At 60.8% G+C, this 17,186-nt stretch carries 20 protein-coding genes, 1 tRNA gene and 1 pseudogene; 12 read left to right on the forward strand and 10 right to left on the reverse strand.

What is annotated here, in order from left to right; genetic code table 11:
* The first annotated feature begins 145 nt into the window (after positions 1-145).
* From ACOVQ0_RS11870 to ACOVQ0_RS11880, 3 genes are all read left to right on the forward strand, one after another.
* Positions 146-1,066, forward strand: coding sequence for a hypothetical protein (locus ACOVQ0_RS11870; protein ID WP_421884696.1), 921 nt, complete (start codon positions 146-148; stop codon positions 1,064-1,066).
* Entirely contained in the window at positions 1,063-1,524 is a 462-nt protein-coding gene (locus ACOVQ0_RS11875) for a hypothetical protein (protein WP_421884697.1), read from the forward strand. The genes ACOVQ0_RS11870 and ACOVQ0_RS11875 overlap by 4 nt, the downstream gene beginning before the upstream one ends.
* Positions 1,525-1,678: 154 nt before the next feature.
* Positions 1,679-1,864 (forward strand): hypothetical protein, encoded by a 186-nt coding sequence (locus tag ACOVQ0_RS11880; RefSeq protein ID WP_421884733.1) that lies wholly within the window; start codon positions 1,679-1,681, stop codon positions 1,862-1,864.
* Here the strand turns inward: ACOVQ0_RS11880 and ACOVQ0_RS11885 are convergent.
* Together ACOVQ0_RS11885 and ACOVQ0_RS11890 are read right to left on the reverse strand one after the other, a co-directional pair.
* A complete protein-coding gene (locus ACOVQ0_RS11885; RefSeq protein WP_421884699.1) occupies positions 1,839-2,159 on the reverse strand; it encodes a hypothetical protein in 321 nt (106 codons plus the stop codon). The two genes, ACOVQ0_RS11880 and ACOVQ0_RS11885, sit on opposite strands and share 26 nt — an antisense overlap.
* A 48-nt stretch (positions 2,160-2,207) precedes the next feature.
* Positions 2,208-2,516 carry a hypothetical protein gene (locus ACOVQ0_RS11890; protein WP_421884701.1) on the reverse strand — a complete coding sequence of 103 codons (309 nt, stop codon included), beginning with the start codon at positions 2,514-2,516 and terminating at the stop codon, positions 2,208-2,210.
* Positions 2,517-2,626: 110 nt separating this feature from the next.
* Between ACOVQ0_RS11890 and ACOVQ0_RS11895 the strand changes: the two genes are divergently transcribed.
* Complete coding sequence (locus ACOVQ0_RS11895) at positions 2,627-4,420, forward strand: ABC-F family ATP-binding cassette domain-containing protein (protein WP_421884703.1); 1,794 nt, start codon at positions 2,627-2,629, stop codon at positions 4,418-4,420.
* A gap of 249 nt (positions 4,421-4,669) precedes the next feature.
* Here the strand turns inward: ACOVQ0_RS11895 and ACOVQ0_RS11900 are convergent, their stop codons facing one another.
* Both ACOVQ0_RS11900 and ACOVQ0_RS11905 read right to left on the reverse strand, forming a co-directional pair.
* Positions 4,670-6,490, reverse strand: a complete 1,821-nt coding sequence (locus tag ACOVQ0_RS11900) for a DUF885 domain-containing protein (RefSeq protein ID WP_421884705.1) — start codon at positions 6,488-6,490, stop codon at positions 4,670-4,672.
* Between the two features lie 103 nt (positions 6,491-6,593).
* Complete coding sequence (locus ACOVQ0_RS11905) at positions 6,594-7,067, reverse strand: DUF6456 domain-containing protein (RefSeq protein WP_421884707.1); 474 nt, start codon at positions 7,065-7,067, stop codon at positions 6,594-6,596.
* 104 nt (positions 7,068-7,171) lie between these two features.
* Here ACOVQ0_RS11905 and ACOVQ0_RS11910 point away from each other — a divergent pair, with 104 nt between their 5' ends.
* Positions 7,172-7,744 (forward strand): helix-turn-helix domain-containing protein, encoded by a 573-nt coding sequence (locus ACOVQ0_RS11910; protein ID WP_421884709.1) that lies wholly within the window; start codon positions 7,172-7,174, stop codon positions 7,742-7,744.
* 2 nt (positions 7,745-7,746) lie between these two features.
* Entirely contained in the window at positions 7,747-8,934 is a 1,188-nt protein-coding gene (locus ACOVQ0_RS11915; RefSeq protein WP_421884711.1) for a glycosyltransferase, read from the forward strand.
* Between the two features lie 36 nt (positions 8,935-8,970).
* Here the strand turns inward: ACOVQ0_RS11915 and secF are convergent, their stop codons facing one another.
* Genes secF through yajC form a run of 3 tightly spaced genes read right to left on the reverse strand, consistent with a single transcriptional unit; the run spans position 8,971 to position 11,928 of the window.
* Positions 8,971-9,948: a protein translocase subunit SecF gene (secF, locus tag ACOVQ0_RS11920; RefSeq protein WP_421884713.1), complete on the reverse strand. Its 978-nt coding sequence runs from the start codon at positions 9,946-9,948 to the stop codon at positions 8,971-8,973.
* Between the two features lie 15 nt (positions 9,949-9,963).
* Positions 9,964-11,571, reverse strand: coding sequence for a protein translocase subunit SecD (gene secD, locus ACOVQ0_RS11925; RefSeq protein WP_421884715.1), 1,608 nt, complete (start codon positions 11,569-11,571; stop codon positions 9,964-9,966).
* Positions 11,572-11,598: 27 nt separating this feature from the next.
* Positions 11,599-11,928 (reverse strand): preprotein translocase subunit YajC, encoded by a 330-nt coding sequence (gene yajC / locus ACOVQ0_RS11930; RefSeq protein ID WP_292628597.1) that lies wholly within the window; start codon positions 11,926-11,928, stop codon positions 11,599-11,601.
* 216 nt (positions 11,929-12,144) lie between these two features.
* Here yajC and ACOVQ0_RS11935 point away from each other — a divergent pair.
* The 6 genes from ACOVQ0_RS11935 to accC all read left to right on the forward strand — a co-directional run bounded on the left by ACOVQ0_RS11935 (position 12,145) and on the right by accC (position 15,654).
* A tRNA-Pro gene (locus ACOVQ0_RS11935) sits at positions 12,145-12,221 on the forward strand.
* A gap of 114 nt (positions 12,222-12,335) precedes the next feature.
* The gene (locus ACOVQ0_RS11940; RefSeq protein ID WP_421884731.1) at positions 12,336-12,749 is read left to right on the forward strand and encodes a holin family protein; all 414 of its coding nucleotides are present in this window, start codon (positions 12,336-12,338) and stop codon (positions 12,747-12,749) included.
* 53 nt (positions 12,750-12,802) lie between these two features.
* On the forward strand, positions 12,803-13,183 hold the full coding sequence (locus ACOVQ0_RS11945) for a hypothetical protein (RefSeq protein WP_421884717.1): 381 nt from the start codon (positions 12,803-12,805) through the stop codon (positions 13,181-13,183).
* A 75-nt stretch (positions 13,184-13,258) separates the two neighbouring features.
* Complete coding sequence (gene aroQ / locus ACOVQ0_RS11950) at positions 13,259-13,711, forward strand: type II 3-dehydroquinate dehydratase (protein WP_421884719.1); 453 nt, start codon at positions 13,259-13,261, stop codon at positions 13,709-13,711.
* A gap of 100 nt (positions 13,712-13,811) precedes the next feature.
* Positions 13,812-14,297 carry an acetyl-CoA carboxylase biotin carboxyl carrier protein gene (gene accB, locus ACOVQ0_RS11955; RefSeq protein WP_421884721.1) on the forward strand — a complete coding sequence of 162 codons (486 nt, stop codon included), beginning with the start codon at positions 13,812-13,814 and terminating at the stop codon, positions 14,295-14,297.
* Positions 14,298-14,307: 10 nt separating this feature from the next.
* Entirely contained in the window at positions 14,308-15,654 is a 1,347-nt protein-coding gene (gene accC / locus ACOVQ0_RS11960; protein WP_421884723.1) for an acetyl-CoA carboxylase biotin carboxylase subunit, read from the forward strand.
* A gap of 57 nt (positions 15,655-15,711) precedes the next feature.
* Here accC and ACOVQ0_RS11965 read toward each other — a convergent pair whose 3' ends face one another.
* The 3 genes and pseudogenes from ACOVQ0_RS11965 to ACOVQ0_RS11975 form a co-directional block, all read right to left on the reverse strand.
* Positions 15,712-15,945: a hypothetical protein gene (locus ACOVQ0_RS11965; RefSeq protein ID WP_421884724.1), complete on the reverse strand. Its 234-nt coding sequence runs from the start codon at positions 15,943-15,945 to the stop codon at positions 15,712-15,714.
* A 93-nt stretch (positions 15,946-16,038) separates the two neighbouring features.
* Positions 16,039-16,641: a DedA family protein gene (locus ACOVQ0_RS11970; protein WP_421884726.1), complete on the reverse strand. Its 603-nt coding sequence runs from the start codon at positions 16,639-16,641 to the stop codon at positions 16,039-16,041.
* 138 nt (positions 16,642-16,779) lie between these two features.
* Positions 16,780-17,186: pseudogene (locus ACOVQ0_RS11975) on the reverse strand (glutathione synthase); the annotation flags it as partial.

Genomic DNA, 17,186 nt, shown 5'->3' on the forward strand with positions numbered 1-17,186 from the left:
TATCAATCGAGGTCATGCGGAACATTTTTCGTCTCAAGGGACGAATGTCGACAGCTGATTATCGTTGATAACGCCGCGCACCTCGTTGGATTGTGTTAGAGCCAATTTTCTGTAATAAAAAAGGAAAGGTGAAACGGGGTAGATAATGGCAAATAATGGCGATATCACCGTCACGAGGCGCATTCACTTTTTCCGCGTTTGTCACCCTGCAGAAATCATGCCGCTTTTGCCCGCGTCAATGGCAGCGATCCAAAACCTTCCTTGGGAAGAACAAGGTCGTTATCAGCCGGACGCAACAGACAATTCCCTCTTAAGCTTGATGCCCCATAATTTATCTTATCCGCTTAGACTTGAGTTTGGCCGGACGAGAAGAGACAATTTACCTGCAATTGAACGCAAGGGCATTAAAACGACCCTTTCAATAGCGGAAGATGCAGGACTGATAGACGTCAGCCATATTGTTATTTTTGAAGATGGCTTTGTCGCCGCAGAATTTAATAGAGATGCACCACGTATACGTAAACTAGGTGAGTATCTTTGGTTCAAGGGCCGAAATCTTTCTTCGGCGCCGCGATTTCAAAGGTTGTTCGAACGAGACCTCGCTGATGTGATCAGGGATATGGAAAACGTAAAATATCTCGAAATCGAAATTCCACCTGATAACATTGCGCTCGTAAAGAAAGCTGATCGGAGCCTTGCAGATGCGTTGGAAGCCCAACGGCAAGTCAACCAATCCAAAACTCTCGGTCTATATTTTAACGCACGCGACCCTTCTGATGGCCGCCTAAAAAGCTTAGGCCTTGCTCTCGTTCAAGCTATGCGCGCTCCTGATGGTGAAGATGCTTACGAGAAGCTTCAAATTCGCGGCATTGATCCTAATACGCGCAAACCTCGCACAATGAACTTGCTCGAGGACTACCTTGTTGCTGACGTAAACTTCGTTCGGTCATCAAAAAAAGCGCGTAGCATAGATAGCACAAAAGCTTTTTCCGCGATTGAGGAGGCCTATTTACAACGCCGGGAGGCACTTCAAAAGTCACTTAGGGCAACGCTACCGTGGGAGTGAGCAGCTTGTATTGGCGGGCACGCGTTGCATTTAATACCGGATTATCACTGAGTTTGGCAGTGATAACGACGCTAGGCCCTGCGTTAGATTTGCCTAAAATCTTCCGTGGTGACCACGTAGCATTTGCTAAGGGGGCAGAGATGATGCTTTCAGTAGGCTCATCGCTGCTGGGCTTTATCATAGCTGCTGTGACCTTAATCTACGCTTTGACAGCGGATAAGCGCTTTGAAGTCCTGCGTGCTTCAGCATCATTTTCTGAACTCGCTGCGGCTTCGAAAGCGGCTTTATTCTGGCTGCTGATCGCCTCTGTTCTAGGGGCGATCCTGCTGATGATTGAACCTCACGTATTCGCCACTGCGCCACGAATACTAATTTTTGTAGCCGTGTTCGTTGCCGTGGAAGTTGCTGTTTCCACCGCTGCACTCACTTGGCTCATAAGCCGCTTGATAAGTCTGTGATGCTGATTTTTTCAAGCGGCAAGGACAGACTAACTGCTTTGAAGATGTCTGCCTGACACGATAGTGGCACCCGTTTGGTTCCCTCCATTGACTCGCGCCCTGCTTCTGCGCCCAGCAATTTCTGCAAAGGCAAAACGCCAAAACTTCGATCATAATGAATTATCGCCATTCCTTCCATGCGAGCGATAGCGGCGATGTGGTGAAGCACAGCCTGCTGATCGCGCTTGTCCGGGCGGTGAATGCGGGGGGGGACTTACGGCTCTATCCCGGATCGCCGCGCTTTCTGGCGCAGCTTTTGCGCCCGCAAGCTGTGGCTAATTGCCGTCCGCATCGACCATGAAGACCATCGGTTTTCCGCGCGATTCCGGCTCCCACCCGGCGTCCAGTGCGGCCTGGATGCCCCGCATCACGACCGCCTCGCTGACCTGAGGGCGGCCGCGTTGCATTCCTTTGAGCAGGCGTTTGGGCGGGGGGAATTCGAGCAGAGCGCCGCGCTGGGTATGCTTGCGCAGCAGCGCGACGGTCATGCCTTTCCAGCCTTCGGATTCGGCCCACTGCGGTTCGCTGCGCAGTTCCCATTCGTATTGTGAATCGCCTACGGTGACCAGCCCGGACTGCTTGTGGATATTGCTCATGCCGCCGGGCCTAGCAGTTCTAACACAGCAAACCACCGGCTGATTGCGTTACCGGCTCTCGCCCATCACCTGCCCCGTCCGCGCATCCACATCCACAAACACCACTCGCCCATCGCGAATGAACTTCAGGCGGTAGACCATTGCGGAAGGATCGTATTCCGGGCCGAGGTATTGCATTCCGGGCTTGGTCGGCAGCACGCGGCGTTCGATATCGCGCAGCGAGCGGACGTTGCCTGCGCGCAGGTCGCGGCGGGCCTCGTTCTGTTCATCAGGGCGCTGCTGGGCCGCAGCCGGGACCGGTGCGGCGGCCAGCGACATGGCGAAGGCGGAAACAAGAAGAGTGGTTGCGCGAAACATGATGGGCGAATGCCTAAACCCGCAGCATTGAACAAGCCGTGAATGCGAATGTCCTTCCTTCTTAAGGTTCGAGCGTTGCGCGCGGGCAACGCTGCGGCTAAGCGCGGCGGATGGCGGCACCGATACTTAGCTGGGAGGGCCTTGGCCTTGTCCAGGGCAATGGCTGGCTCTTTCAGAACCTCGACATCCATATCCAGCAGCGTGACCGGCTTGCGCTGATCGGGCGCAATGGCGCGGGCAAGACCACGCTGCTCAAACTGCTGGGCGGACAGGTGGATGCCGACAAGGGCACGCGATCAATCCAGCCGGGCACGAAGATCGTGACGCTGGAGCAAGACCCGTTCTTTACCGGGTTCGACACGCTGATGGACTTCGCGCTTTCGGGCAAGGACGCCCCGCCCCGGCACGAGGTGGAATCCATCGCAGGGCAGCTTGGCATCGATCTTTCGCGCAAGGCGGACAGCGCCAGCGGGGGTGAGCGGCGGCGCGCGGCGCTGGCGCGGGCGTTGGCGAGTGAGCCGGACCTGCTGCTGCTGGACGAACCGACCAACCACCTGGACCTTGCCGCCATCGACTGGCTGGAGGACTGGCTGACGCGCTATCGCGGGGCGTTTGTGGTGATCAGCCATGACCGCACGTTCCTTGAGCGGCTGACCAAGGCAACGCTGTGGCTGGATCGCGGTTCGCTGCGCCGCAAGGACATCGGCTTTGGCGGATACGAAGCGTGGATGGAGCAGGCCTATGCCGAGGAAGCGCGCGCGGCAGACAAGCTGGACGCCAAGCTGAAGATCGAGGCGCACTGGCTGGAACGCGGCGTGACCGCGCGGCGCAAGCGCAACATGGGGCGGCTCGAAAAGCTCTATGAAATGCGCGAACAGCGCGCGGCGATGCTGACGCCGCAGGGCACGGCCAAGCTGGCGATTGCGAGCGACGATGCCAAGAGCAAGGCGGTGATCGTTGCGGATCACGTGAACAAGGCCTTTGGCGAACGCCCCATCGTCAAGGACTTCACCCTGCGCATCACGCGCAAGGACCGCATCGGCGTGGTGGGATCGAATGGCGCGGGCAAGACCACGCTGCTCAAGCTGCTGACCGGCGAACTGGAGCCAGATAGCGGGACGATCACGCTGGCCAACACGTTGCAAGCCGTGTTCATCGACCAGCAGCGCAGCCTCATGGCCCCAGAAAAGCGCGTGCGCGATGTGCTGGCCGATGGCAGCGACTGGATCGACGTGCGCGGTGAGCGCAAGCACATCCACGGTTATCTCAAGGACTTCCTGTTCGACCCCGGTCTGGTCGAAGCGCGCGTGGGCACGCTTTCAGGTGGGGAGCGGTCACGCCTGTTGCTGGCGCGGGAGTTCGCGCGGTTCTCGAATCTGCTGGTGCTCGACGAGCCGACCAACGACCTTGATCTGGAAACGCTCGACCTGCTGCAGGAAGTCATCTCGGACTATGATGGCACCGTGCTGATCGTCAGCCACGACCGCGACTTTCTGGACAAGACGGTGACGATTACGCTGGGCATGGACGGTTCCGGCAAGGTCGATATCGTCGCGGGCGGCTATGCCGACTGGGAGAAGATGCGCAAAAGCCGGTTGGCGGGCAAGCCGGCGGCGAAGGCTGGTGGTGAGAAGACCGCGACGGCTGCGCCCCCTCCCCCGATGCCGGCGAAAAAGGGCAAGCTGTCTTACAAGGATCAGCGCGATTACGACCTGCTGCCGGGACGGATCGAGGAACTGGACGCGCAGATTGCGAAGGGTGAGGCGCAATTGGCCGATCCGGATCTCTACGCGAAAGACCCGAAGAAGTTCGATGCGCTGATGGCGGCGCTGGAAAAGGTGCGCGGCGAGAAAGACGCAGCCGAAGAGCGCTGGCTGGAACTGGCGGAGATGGTTGAGGGGTAGACGTTCACCTTAACGGTCCAACCTCGCACCCCAGCCCCGCTCACCCTGAACCTGTCGAAGGGTGCTTGCGCAGATGCTGCGCCAATATGCTTCGACAAGCTCAGCATGAGCGGGTTGGGGAAACAGTAAGGTTTTGCGCCCCCGCGCAGGCGGGGGCCTCAGTCGGTTTAAGCAGACGTTCCGTAACAACACCAAGGCCTCCGCCTTCGCGGGGGCGCACAGCGTTTAGTGGACCGTTTGCTGGCGGAGTTACGCCTTCAGCGCCGCCGCAGTCCGCTCTTCGATGCGCTTTTCCAGAATCGACAGCGGCATTGCGCCTTCGAGCAGGACTTCGTGGAACTGCTTGATATCGAACTTTGCACCCAAGGCCTTTTGCGCCTTTTCGCGTGCGCGCAGCCAGGCGATGTGGCCGATCTTGTAGCTGCAGGCCTGCCCGATGCTGGTGCAGTACCGCTCGACTTCGCGCAGGGTGCGCGGGCGGGTGAAGCCGGTGGTGGCGACCATATAGTCCGTCGCCTTTTCGCGGCTCCAGCGCTTGGTGTGCAGACCCGTATCGACGACGAGGCGTGTGGCGCGGAACAGGAAGGACTGGAGGTAGCCCGCCTTTTCAATGCCATCATAAGCGCCGAGTTCATCGGCCACCTGTTCCGAATAGAGCGCCCAGCCTTCGGAATAGGCGGAGAAGCCGCCGGTCTTGCGGATCAGCGGGATACTGTCGGACTTCTGCGCAAGGCTGATCTGCAGGTGATGGCCGGGCGTGCCTTCGTGATAGGTGAGCGAGGGCAGCGTGTACTTGGGCCAGTCGGAAACTTCCTTCAGGTTGATCCAGTAGATCGCGGGGCGCGTGCCATCAAGCGAGGCGGAGTAGTAATAGCCGTTGGCGGCACCATCCTGAATTTCCACGGGCACGGCGCGAATATCGAGCGGCTGTTCAGGCAGCGTGGCAAAGGCGCGGGGAAGCAGCGCGTTCATCTTCTTTACGCCTGCGTTAAGGCTGGCGATAAGCTCTGCCTTGCCCTCGGGCGTGGCGGCATAGAGTTGTTCGGGCAGAGTGTTGAGCGCGGCAAGGCGTTCACCCACAGTGCCGGTGGTGTAGCCAGCGGCCTTGAGCACGGTGTCGAGTTGCGCGGTGAGTTCGGCGACCTGATCAAGACCGATCTGATGGACTTCATCGGGCGTGTAATCGGTCGTCGTGGCCTGCTTGAGCGCGGCAGCATAGATTTCGTCACCGCGCGGAATGCGCCATGCGCCATCGCCCGCTGCGCTGGTGGGCTTCAATTGTTCGAGCAGGGCAATCTGGCGGTCGATGGCGGGGTAGATCGAACCACGCACGATCGCTTCGGCCTGCTGCTGCCAATTGCCCGCAATACCCTTTTTCTCGGTGCGGCGGACAATGGACTGCACCATAGACGACTGGCCGGGTTCAGGCGCGCGCAGCTTGCGCAATTGCATCAATGCGAGGTCAAGCGACCATGCCGGTGCCAGCAGTCCCCGAGCAGCCTGTTCGCGCTGTTCGGTGATGTCGTTGTCAATCTGGGTGCGGAGTTGGGAAAGACGCGAGAGATAGGCCTCGGCGTCAGCAGACGTTTCCATCGGGTGCGTCGAATCGAGAAAGTCGGGCACGCTGAACGCAGCGCACGAACGCTGGGTGATGCGATAGGGCGATTGCGGGCTGTCGACACCAACGCGCGGCCCATCGAGACGGCGCTCAAGCTGGTAGCGCACGACATCAAGGTTGACCTTCATCGCAGGCGAAAGCGCCTTGTCATCGATCTTGGCAAGATCGGCCAGCGCCTTGCGCGTCTGCGCAATAGACGTTTCACGCCCCGCCGCGCTGTTGTCACCCAGCTTCGCCCGCAGGCCGGCCATCGCGCCCTTGTCCAGTCCCAGCGAGGTTGCGTAAGTCGGCGCGAGCATCATCTGATCGTTGAAAATGCGCGTGAACAGCGCATCCAGCCGCGCATCCTCACCTTTGGCAGCAGCGGCGAAGGCCAGACCGGGTTGCGCTGCCAGCGCAGTGGCTGCGCTGGCGGAGGTGACGAAGGAGCGGCGGCTGAAACGGACGGTCATGAACAGGATCTCCGGGAATCACAAAGTGGCGGAGCGGTGCCACAGCCGGAGACGGGTTCAAAGCCCTTTTTGTTGCAAAAGATACCTTTGCAAGCTGTGCAGATCAGGCCATGCGATAGTGATCTGCCACGCGATCGAGCGCGATACGCAGCACCAGTTTGCCGCTGCGGGCAGGCCAATCGAGCGCCTTTTCCGCCGCTGGAAGCCCCTCCCCTGCACAGACCACGCGCCACAGAATGTCCGCCAGCCCCTTGCCCGCATCGGCGATGGCAGCATCGAAGCGCTGGCGCGCGGCGATCTGGCGTTCACCCGGAGTAAGGCCGCGATCCGCAGTGCCACTGATGCGCACGGCATCCCAGCGCATCGTGACAGAAGGCGAAAGTTGCGCGCGTTCGAAATCCGCGCGCAAACGCTCGCCAGCATCGAACTGCCGGTCGGACAGGTGGCCGCGCGCGTGAAGCCATGTCAGGGGCGATTCGGCAAGATTCACGGTGACAAGGCGACTGTTTGCGGCACATTGCGCACTGCGGCGCGGTCCTTCGACAGTCAGTTCGCGGGTTGCAAGCATCCGGGTCATCAGCATTTCCTTATGGAACAGGGGTGGAACAAGCAAAGGGCTTGCCTCGCCTCTCACTTTGTAGGAAAGCAAAAAAACACCGCTGCGGTTAAACAGGCCGGATCATGATCAACCGAATTCGCGATATCCGCCGCCAGAAGGCCCTAACTTTGGCCGATGTTGCCGCACGCTGCGATCCGCCGACGACCGCGCAGACCATCGGGCGGCTGGAAACCGGAATGCGCAGCCTTTCGCTGACGTGGATGAACCGCATCGGCGCAGCGCTGGGCGTCGATCCGCAATTGCTGGTCAAGGCCGAAGAGGAAAGCCCGGCTCGGCTGGTCGCCCGGCTCGGCACGCAAGGGGCAGAAGCGCTGGCCAAGCCGATGGACGCGATCCTGCCTGTGGCGCTCGATGGGTCGGCCCGGCTGATGGCGATGGCCGTGGATGACAGCGCGGGCGAATATCGCGCTGGCGATCAGGTTTGGCTGCGGCAGATCGAGCCTGAAGACTTCGCGCGTGCGTTCAACCGTGATGTGCTGGCCCCCCGCCCCGGAGGCCGCTTCGCCTTTGGCCGGTTGATCGATCAGCGCGACGGACGTGTGGCGCTGCTGCCGCCCGGCCCCGGCCAACGGCAGGTTGTGATCGACCGGCCGGCCTGGCTGGGCCTTGCCGAAATGCTCGTGCGCAAGCTCTGACCTTGCAGCGCCTGCTCTCGATTTCGACGCTGTATCCTGCGCCGGGGCGCAGCGGGTTCGGACGATTTGTTTCGCGCCAGATGGAAGCGCTGGCGGCGCGCGGCGACTGGGATGTTACGGTGGTCAACCCCATCGGCAAACCGCCCGTGCCGATGCAGCGCTACGCCGCGCTCGACCAGATCCCCGAAGTGGAGCAGCAGGGTAATGTCACTGTACATCACCCGCGTTTTCTGCTGGTGCCGGGGCTTTCCGGGCCGATCAACCCCACGTTGATCGCCCACGCCGTGCTGCCGCTGGCGCGAAAGTTGCACGCCGAACGACCGTTCGACATGGTGGACGCGCAGTTCTTCTACCCCGATGGACCGGCTGCCGCGAAAGTGGCTCGCGCGCTGGGCCTGCCACTGGCGATCAAGGCGCGCGGTTCGGACATCCACCTGTGGGGCAAAAAGACGCTGGCGCGGCGGCAGATGCTTGCGGCAGCAGAGCAGGCATCGGCGCTGCTGTCGGTCTCGCGGGCACTGGCGCGGGATATGACGGCTATGGGAATGCCGGAATCGCGTATTACGGTCCATTACACCGGCCTTGATCGGGCGCGCTTCCAGCCCCTCGAACGCGAAGCCGCGCGACAACTGATTTCAGCGCTGCCTTCGATGCAGGTCTGGTCCGAAGGGCGACTGCTGTTGTGCGTCGGTGCGCTACTGGCGATCAAGGGACAGGCGCTGGCGATCCGCGCCTTGCAGATGTTGCCGGACGATGTGCGGCTGGCGATTGCCGGAACCGGCGCTGACGAACCGGCGCTGCGCCGTCTGGTGGGCCAGTTGGGTCTTCAGGCGCGCGTGCAGTTGCTCGGCTCGGTTGAACATGACATGCTGCCCCATCTGCTTTGTGCAGCAGATGCGATGGTCCTGCCGTCTGAGCGCGAGGGGCTGGCCAATGCGTGGATCGAAGCGCTGGCCTGTGGCACGCCCGTGGTCATCCCCGATGTGGGCGGTGCGCGCGAAGTGGTGCAGGATGCCAGCGCTGGCCGCATCGTGGCGCGCACGCCCGAAGCCATCGCGCAAGGCGTGGCAGACCTGCTTGGCAATCCGCCCAGTCAGCAGGCGGTTGCTGCCAATGCCGAACGGTTCAGTTGGGAAGCCAATGCGGCAAATCTGGCGGACATCTATACGAAAGCGGCGGCGAAGCGCTGAGCCTCGCCGCCGCAATTCTTGTGCAAGACGGGAAGGTTACGCCCCTTCGCGCGCCATCCGCTCCTGCTTTTCCAGCGCAGATTCGGTCGGAACGAAGCTGTTCGGATTGACCTTCAGCCAGATCAGGATCGGCGCAGCCATGTAGATCGAGCTATAGGTGCCAACGAAGATGCCGAGCGTGATGGCGGCGGTGAAGCCGAAGATCACATCGGGACCAAGCAGCAGCAGCGCGACCAGCGTGATCAGCATCGACAGCGACGTAACGATGGTGCGAGCCAGCGTTTCGTTCACCGAAAGATCCAGCAATTCTGCCATCGGCATCTTGCGGAACTTCTTCATGTTCTCACGAATGCGATCGTAAACCACGATGGTATCGTTCAACGAATAGCCGATCAGCGTAAGCAGAGCGGCCACAATGTTGAGGTCGAACTCCATGCCGGATAGCGCAAACAGCCCCAGCGTCAGCGATACGTCGTGGACCAGCGCGAAGAGCGCGCCGACGCCGAACTGCCATTCGAACCGCAGCCAGATATAGGCCGCGACAGCCAGCGAGGCGAGGCCGAGCGCCTTGAACGCATCCCAGCCAAGTTCCTTGGAAACCTTGCCCGAAACCGAATCGACGCCATCGATGCGCGCGTCGGCATGGTTCTTCCTGATGTCCGCCGTGATCGTGCGCGCCATCTTGTCGGACAGCGCAGCATCGCTTTCAGCGCCTTCGGGCAGCTTCATGCGAATCGAGATTTCGTTCGGCTTGCCGAAGCGCTGGATCACCGGTTCGCCATAGCCCAGCTTGCCAACCTGTTCGCGCAATTCGCCCACAGGCGCCTCGGCGCTGCGTTCGAACGTGACGCGGATCATCTGGCCGCCGATGAAATCGACGCCGAGATTGAGGCCCTTGGTCAACACCAGTCCCCACGACGCCGCAATCAGGATCATGCTGACAATGTAAAAGGGCAAGCGCCACTTCAGGAAGTGGATGTTGGTATTGTCCGGGACGAGCTTGAGGAGTTTCATGGGTTCAGCCTCCTCTTACAGGGCGATTTCGGTGGGACGGGCGCGGCGCAGCCACTGCGCCACCCACATGCGGGTAAGCGTGACGGCGGTGAACACCGATGTGGCGATGCCGATCATCAGTACTACCGCAAAACCTTTCACCGGGCCGGAGCCGAACGCGAACATCAGCACGGCTGCGATCACGTTGGTGATGTTGGCGTCGAAAATCGCGCGGCTGGCTTCCTTGTAACCAAGCTCAACCGCCTGCACGACCTTGCGCCCGCGATGCCGCTCTTCCCGAATGCGTTCGTTGATCAGCACGTTGGCATCGACCGCAGCACCGATCGTCAGCACGAAGCCTGCGATGCCCGGCAGCGTCAGCGTGGTGCCAATGATGCCCATGATGCCGAGGATCATCAGCACGTTGATGGCGACGGCAAGGTTCGCATAGACGCCAAAACGTCCATAGGTGACGAGAATGAACACCGCGAGAGCCGCCGTGCCGACACCCATCGCGATCATGCCCTTGCGGATCGAATCCGCGCCAAGATCAGGCCCGACGGTGCGCTCCTCCACGACCTTCAGGTCCACCGGCAATGCGCCAGAACGCAGCGAAATTGCCAGCGCATTGGCGCTGTCGGTGGTGAAGCTACCCGAAATAACCGCGCTGCCGCCAAGGATCGGTTCGTTGATGGTTGGCGCGGAGAGCACCTTGCCATCAAGGATGATCGCGAACTGCTTGCCGGTGTTCTGTGTGGTCAGCTTGGCGAACTTGGCGCCGCCTTCGGTGTTGAAGGTGATGTTGACGACCGGTTCATTGGTCTGCTGGTTGTTAGTCTGCTGCGCGTTGGTCAACTGATCGCCGCGAATGCCGCCAAGACGCTTGACCGCAATGGTCGGCACGCCGCCGCCCGCAGCGGGGCTGGCGAAGGGCACGATTTCGCTGCCCGGAGGCGCGATGCCCTGCGCCACGTCGGATGGCAGCGCCGTGGTATCGACCAGCTTGAACTCCAGCTTCGCGGTCTGACCCAGCAGGTTCTTGAGCGCTTGCGGATCCTGCAAACCCGGCACCTGCACGACGATGCGCGAAGGGCCGGAACGGATGATCGTCGGCTCCTTGGTGCCCAGCGCGTCGATACGCTTGCGCACCACTTCAACCGCCGTGTCCATCGCCTGCGTGACGGCCTGATTGATACCGGCATCGGTGGGCTTCAGGACAAAGCGGCTGCCGTCGACGACATTGATGTCCCAATCGCGCTGACCGGTCAGCCCTGCGCCATTGGTCAGGGGCAGGATCGCCTCGCGCGTGGCATCGACCTGCGCCGGGTTGGCGACGATGAACGTCAACGCGCCATCGCGGTTGGAAATGTCGCTGATGCGGATCTTGTTGCCGTCCTGCTTGAGCTTGTTGCGGACCGATTCCTCCATGCCTTCGATGCGCTGCTGGCGCACCTGCGAAGGGTCGGCTTCCAGCAGGATGTGGCTGCCACCGGCAAGGTCAAGCCCAAGGTTGATCTTGGGTTCGGGCAGTCCCGAAGGCCAGCCAAGGCCCATAGTGGAAGTGAGCGAGGGGATCGCGGCCACGACGCAGATCAGCGTAATGAACCAGAGCCAGATCACCTTCCAGCGCGGAAAATCGAGCATGGGCGGGCAGCCTTCAGGTAAAAGAGATCAGTCGTTGGCAGGCGCGGAACCGGCAGGCGGCACGATATCGCCAATCGTGGCACGCACGGCCTTGACCTTGACGTTGGGGCCAAGCTCCAGCTCGGCATAATGATCGTCAAGCTTGATCACCTTGCCGATCAACCCGCCAGCGGTGACGACCATGTCGCCCTTCTTCATCGCCGCGATCTTCGCCTTGTGCTCCTTCTGCTGGCGCATCTGCGGGCGCAGGATCAGGAACCAGAAGATGAAACCCATCGCGACCAGCGGCAGGAAGCTCATCCATGCGGGGGGCTGGCCGGCATTTGCGGCGGCGGCGGAAAGAGTGCTGAACATCATGGGTCCGTTTCTGGGATCGCGACTATGGTATTGCAACCGCGCCAGATGCGATTTCACGCATTTTTCAGGCTTGGGTTGATTTGAACGGGGCGGTTAGCAGGTTGGCCCAAGCAAGGCAATCAAAGCGCTGCTGCGGCGTCCGGCGCAATATGCACCCCATTCGGCAAACGGGCGCTTGCCTTCCTGAAAAGTGCTGCCTATAGGCGCGCTTCCGGTCGGGACGTAGCGCAGCCTGGTAGCGCATCACACTGGGGGTGTGGGGGTCGGAGGTTCGAATCCTCTCGTCCCGACCAATTTCAAAAGGCCCGGCGCTTTGGCGTTTCGGGCCTTTTTGCTGGAAATCGTTTTCCTACACAAACCAATATGGTTATCTGATTGCGCGTCTTTCAATGGATAGGACGCACATCATGGGCATTCTCGAAGCACTGATCTCCCCCATCTCGTCAATCATCGACAAGGTGATCCCCGACAAGGAAGCGCGCGACAGGGCCAAGCTCGAACTGCTGAAGCTGGAAGGCACGCAGGAACTGGAGCAGATCCGCACGCGCATGTCCGCCATCGTAGCAGAAGCCAATTCCGCAGATCCCTGGACCAGCCGCGCGCGGCCCGGCTTTCTTTATGTCATGTACATCATGATCCTGTGGGCGTTGCCGATGGGGCTGATTGCCGCATTCCGCCCGGAGGCAGCAAAGAGCATCGCGCAGGGTATCAACGCCTATCTCGGCGGCCTGCCCGAACCGCTCTATGCGCTCTTCGGCACCGGCTATCTTGGTTACACGGCGGCGCGGCAATGGGGGAAAGCGAAGGGCACGGACCGGTAAGCGCCAATCACCTTGGTTAGTTTCTGGTAACCTCCCTTTGCTACAGCATGGCAATGATCACACGTTCTGCCTGCCCAGAATCGACTCCGGTCACCCATCGCGGACAGGAAACGCGCGGGGCACGCATGGCCTTTGCCCCCGCGTTTCTGGCGCTTTGCCTGGCATTGACGCTTGGCGCGTGCGGCAAAAGCACCACCAGTCCCGAGGTTGATGCCCGGATTGCCGATCTCGAAAAGAAAGTGGAAGCCGCCGACAAGCGTTCGCGTCAGGCGATCAGCATGGCCGCGCAGCCCAATTCCGCACCCATGCCCGATGCCGGTGGCGAGCCGACTTTCGACAATGGCGATAGTGGCTTTGACAATGCACCTGAAGGCGACGTTGGGGAAAGTCAGGATGGCGTTCCTCCGCCGCCGATGATTGCGCCAGAAGGCTGATCCGACTGACGAGCGGACTTGCACCACCAACATCTGCGTCTATCACGGCCCACGATTACCGATCGGGGAAACGCGATGACCGAGCCTGCCAGTTCCATTCCTGCCATCTATGTGCTGAACGGACCCAATCTCAACCTGCTGGGCCTGCGCGAGCCTGAAATCTATGGCTCGCAAACGCTCGACGACATTGCCGACATGCTGGAAGATCGCGGCCGTGAACTGGGCTTCGAAATCGACATGCGCCAGTCGAACCACGAGGGACACCTTGTGGATTGGCTGCACGAAGCGCAGGCTGAAGGCGTAAAAGCGGTACTGCTGAATGCCGGAGCATTCACCCACACATCGGTCGCGCTGCATGATGCGATCAAGTCGATCAAGGTGCCCGTGATCGAAGTTCACCTCTCAAATCCGCACAAGCGTGAGGAATTTCGGCACAAGTCCTATGTCGGCATGGCCGCGCTCGGCACGGTCTGCGGCTTTGGCGCAAACAGCTATCTGATCGCTTTGGACGCAGTTTCGCGGCTCTGAAAGCAGCGTTTTCCACCTTGCAGGCCCGCTCCCCCTTGCCAGCCCGCCGCCTTGCGGGCATGGCGCGAGGCCTGAATTCATACCCCGCGAGGAAATACCAATGGGTCACGAACGCGGCGACAAGCCCGACAACATGGCGATCGACAGCAAGCTGGTACGTGAACTGGCTGAGCTTCTTGCCGAAACCGGTTTGTCCGAAATCGAAGTGGAAGACGGCGAACGCAAGATCCGCGTCGCGCGTCAGTTGATGGCAGCGCCGGTTGCCCAAATGGCCGTTGCCGCGCCCGCGCCGACAGCGGCGGCACCTGCTGCCGCTGCTGCTGCTCCGGCAGCAGCGCCCGCCGAAGATCACGCCAATGCCGTGAAGTCTCCGATGGTCGGCACCTGCTACCTCGCCGCTGAACCGGGCGCGCCGAACTTCGTTTCGGTCGGCCAGACCGTCAAGGCAGGCGAAACGCTGCTCATCATCGAAGCCATGAAGGTGATGAACCCGATCACTGCGCCTGCTGCAGGCGTGGTCAAGGCGATCCTCGTCGAGAACGCGCAGCCGGTCGAATTCGACCAGCCGCTTGTCGTGATCGCGTAAGGGGCCGCAGATGGCCATCAAGCGCCTGCTGATCGCCAATCGCGGCGAAATCGCGCTGCGCATTCATCGCGCGGCGCACGAAATGGGGATCGAGACGGTCGCGGTGCATTCCACCGCCGATGCCGATGCCATGCACGTGCGGCTGGCAGACCATGCAGTGTGCATCGGCCCGCCCGCGGCAAAGGACAGCTACCTCAACGTCGCGGCGATCATCTCCGCGGCTGAAATCACCCACGCCGACGCGATTCACCCCGGCTATGGCTTCCTTTCGGAAAACGCCAAGTTCGCCGAGATCGTCGAAGCGCATGATATCACGTGGATCGGCCCCAAGCCCGAACATATCCGCACGATGGGCGACAAGATCGAGGCCAAACGCACCGCTGGCGCCCTCGGCCTGCCGCTGGTGCCGGGTTCGGACGGCGCGGTATCGGATCTCGAAGAAGCCAAGGCGATTGCCGAGGCGGCCGGCTATCCGGTGATCATCAAGGCCGCATCAGGCGGCGGTGGCCGCGGCATGAAGGTCTGCAACAGCCCGGAGCAGCTCGAAACGCTGATCCAGCAGGCTGGTAGTGAAGCCAAGGCCGCGTTCGGCGATGCCACGGTCTATATTGAAAAGTACCTCGGCAACCCGCGCCACATCGAATTCCAGATTTTCGGTGACGGCAACGGCAACGCGATCCACTTGGGCGAACGCGATTGCTCGCTGCAGCGCCGCCACCAGAAGGTGCTGGAAGAAGCGCCCTCGCCGGTCATATCTGCGGAAGAGCGCAACCGCATGGGCGGCATCGTCGCCAAGGCGATGGCCGACATGGGCTATCGCGGTGCGGGCACGATCGAGTTCCTGTGGGAAAACGGTGAGTTCTACTTCATCGAGATGAACACCCGCCTGCAGGTGGAGCATCCGGTGACCGAAGCGATCACCGGCGTCGATCTGGTGCGCGAACAAATCCGCATTGCCGATGGCAAGCCACTGTCGGTCAAGCAGGACGAGATCGAGTTCCACGGCCACGCGATCGAGTGCCGCATCAACGCGGAAGACCCGTTCACGTTTGCGCCCTCGCCTGGTCTGGTCAAGAGCTACCACGCAGCAGGTGGGATGCACGTGCGCGTCGATTCGGGCCTCTATGCCGGATACAAGATCCCGCCGTACTATGATTCCATGATCGCCAAGCTGATCGTCTACGGTCGCACGCGCGAAGGCTGCATCATGCGGTTGAAGCGCGCGCTTTCGGAAATGGTGATCGAAGGTCCGAAAACCTCGATCCCGCTGCATCAGCGGTTGCTGAACGAGCCGGATTTCCTCAGCGGCGATTACACGATCAAGTGGTTGGAAGAATGGATGGCGAAAGACGCCTGACTTTCCGACATCTCCAAATGAAAAAGCCCCCGAACTTCGGGGGCTTTTTTAGTTGGGTCAGGCCTCGCCTTCCCCTTCGCCAAGGGGCAATCTTGCCCGGATCGCGCGCCATGCCGGTTCTGGCCGGTCATTCCTTACGAGAATGGCCTCAACTTCATCGAACTCTTCGAGTTCAAGCGCCTCGGTCACGCTCAACGGAAAATAGACATTTTCGTCGTTGTCCATCCGCACGGCATAGGCACCGCGACCTTCTTCGCTGCGTGTTACGATGCACATGGCTTTCACTGCCATAGATAATACCTTTAGTTTGATAGATCGTAGAATATCCGTCCAAGGATCGGACTGACCTGCCAAAGACGGGTCGCAGTGTATAGTCAAGCGCAACTACCGGCTTCGCGGCTTCCACACGATCACGCGCCAGACATAGGCCACCGCGACGATGGCCAGTGTCCCGGTGGCTACCGGGCCGGTGTACTTCTCTATCTCGCCAAAATTGCGGCCCAGATAATATCCTGCTCCGGCCAGAATCGCGTTCCAGATCGCCGCTCCGGCGAAAGTAAACAGCAGAAACTTCCCGTGCCCCATGCGCGTCAGGCCTGCTGGCAACGAGATCATGGTGCGCATGAACGGCGCAAACCGCACAGCAAAGACGACCCATTGCCCGTGGCGACGGAAGAAACCGACGATAGCCTCCACGTCCTCCCACTCAACCGTCAGCCAGCGCCCGAAGCGATCCACGAAAGGCCGCAGCCGTTCGTACCCCAGCGTTCTGCCCAGCAGATACCAGCAGTAGTTACCCAGCGTTGAGCCGATCGTGCCCGCCAGCATCAATGGCCAAAACTCCATCCGCCCACGCGCTACGGCGATGCCACCAAGCCCCATGATGACCTCGGACGGGATCGGCGGAAACACATTCTCGATAACCATCAGGAAAGCGATGCCCCAATAGCCGCCGCCTTCGATCAGGTGCGTAATCCAGTCAGTCATGTGTGGGGTAACGCTTCCAGTCGATCAAAGGCTCCCGCGTCCCCGCGCAGGCGGGGGCCTCGGTGTTGTTACGGAACACAAGCGTCAACCGCCTGAGGCCCCCGCCTGCGCGGGGACGCACGGGATTTGCAGGCGCGCTTAGAACCGCCCCTCGATCGCGTCCCAGATCATCCCTGCTGTATCGGTGCCGTTGAACTTGTCGATGGCCACAATTCCTGTCGGCGAGGTCACATTGATCTCGGTCAGCCATTGCCCGCCGATCACGTCAATCCCGACGAAAATCAGCCCCAGTCGCTTAAGTTCCGGTCCCAGCGCCGCGCAGATTTCCTGCTCCTGCGGCGTCAGTTCGGTCTTCTCGGCATAGCCACCGACGGCAAGGTTGGAGCGGAACTCACCCTCGCCTGGCTTGCGGTTGATCGCGCCGGCCACTTCGCCATCGACCAGCACGATGCGCTTGTCGCCCTTGGCCACTTCGGGAAGGAATGCCTGCACCATGTGCGGTTCGGGCCAGGTCTGGTTGAACACCTCGAACAGCGCGCCAAGGT

Source organism: Novosphingobium sp. (assembly GCF_049240505.1).
Lineage (GTDB): Bacteria > Pseudomonadota > Alphaproteobacteria > Sphingomonadales > Sphingomonadaceae > Novosphingobium.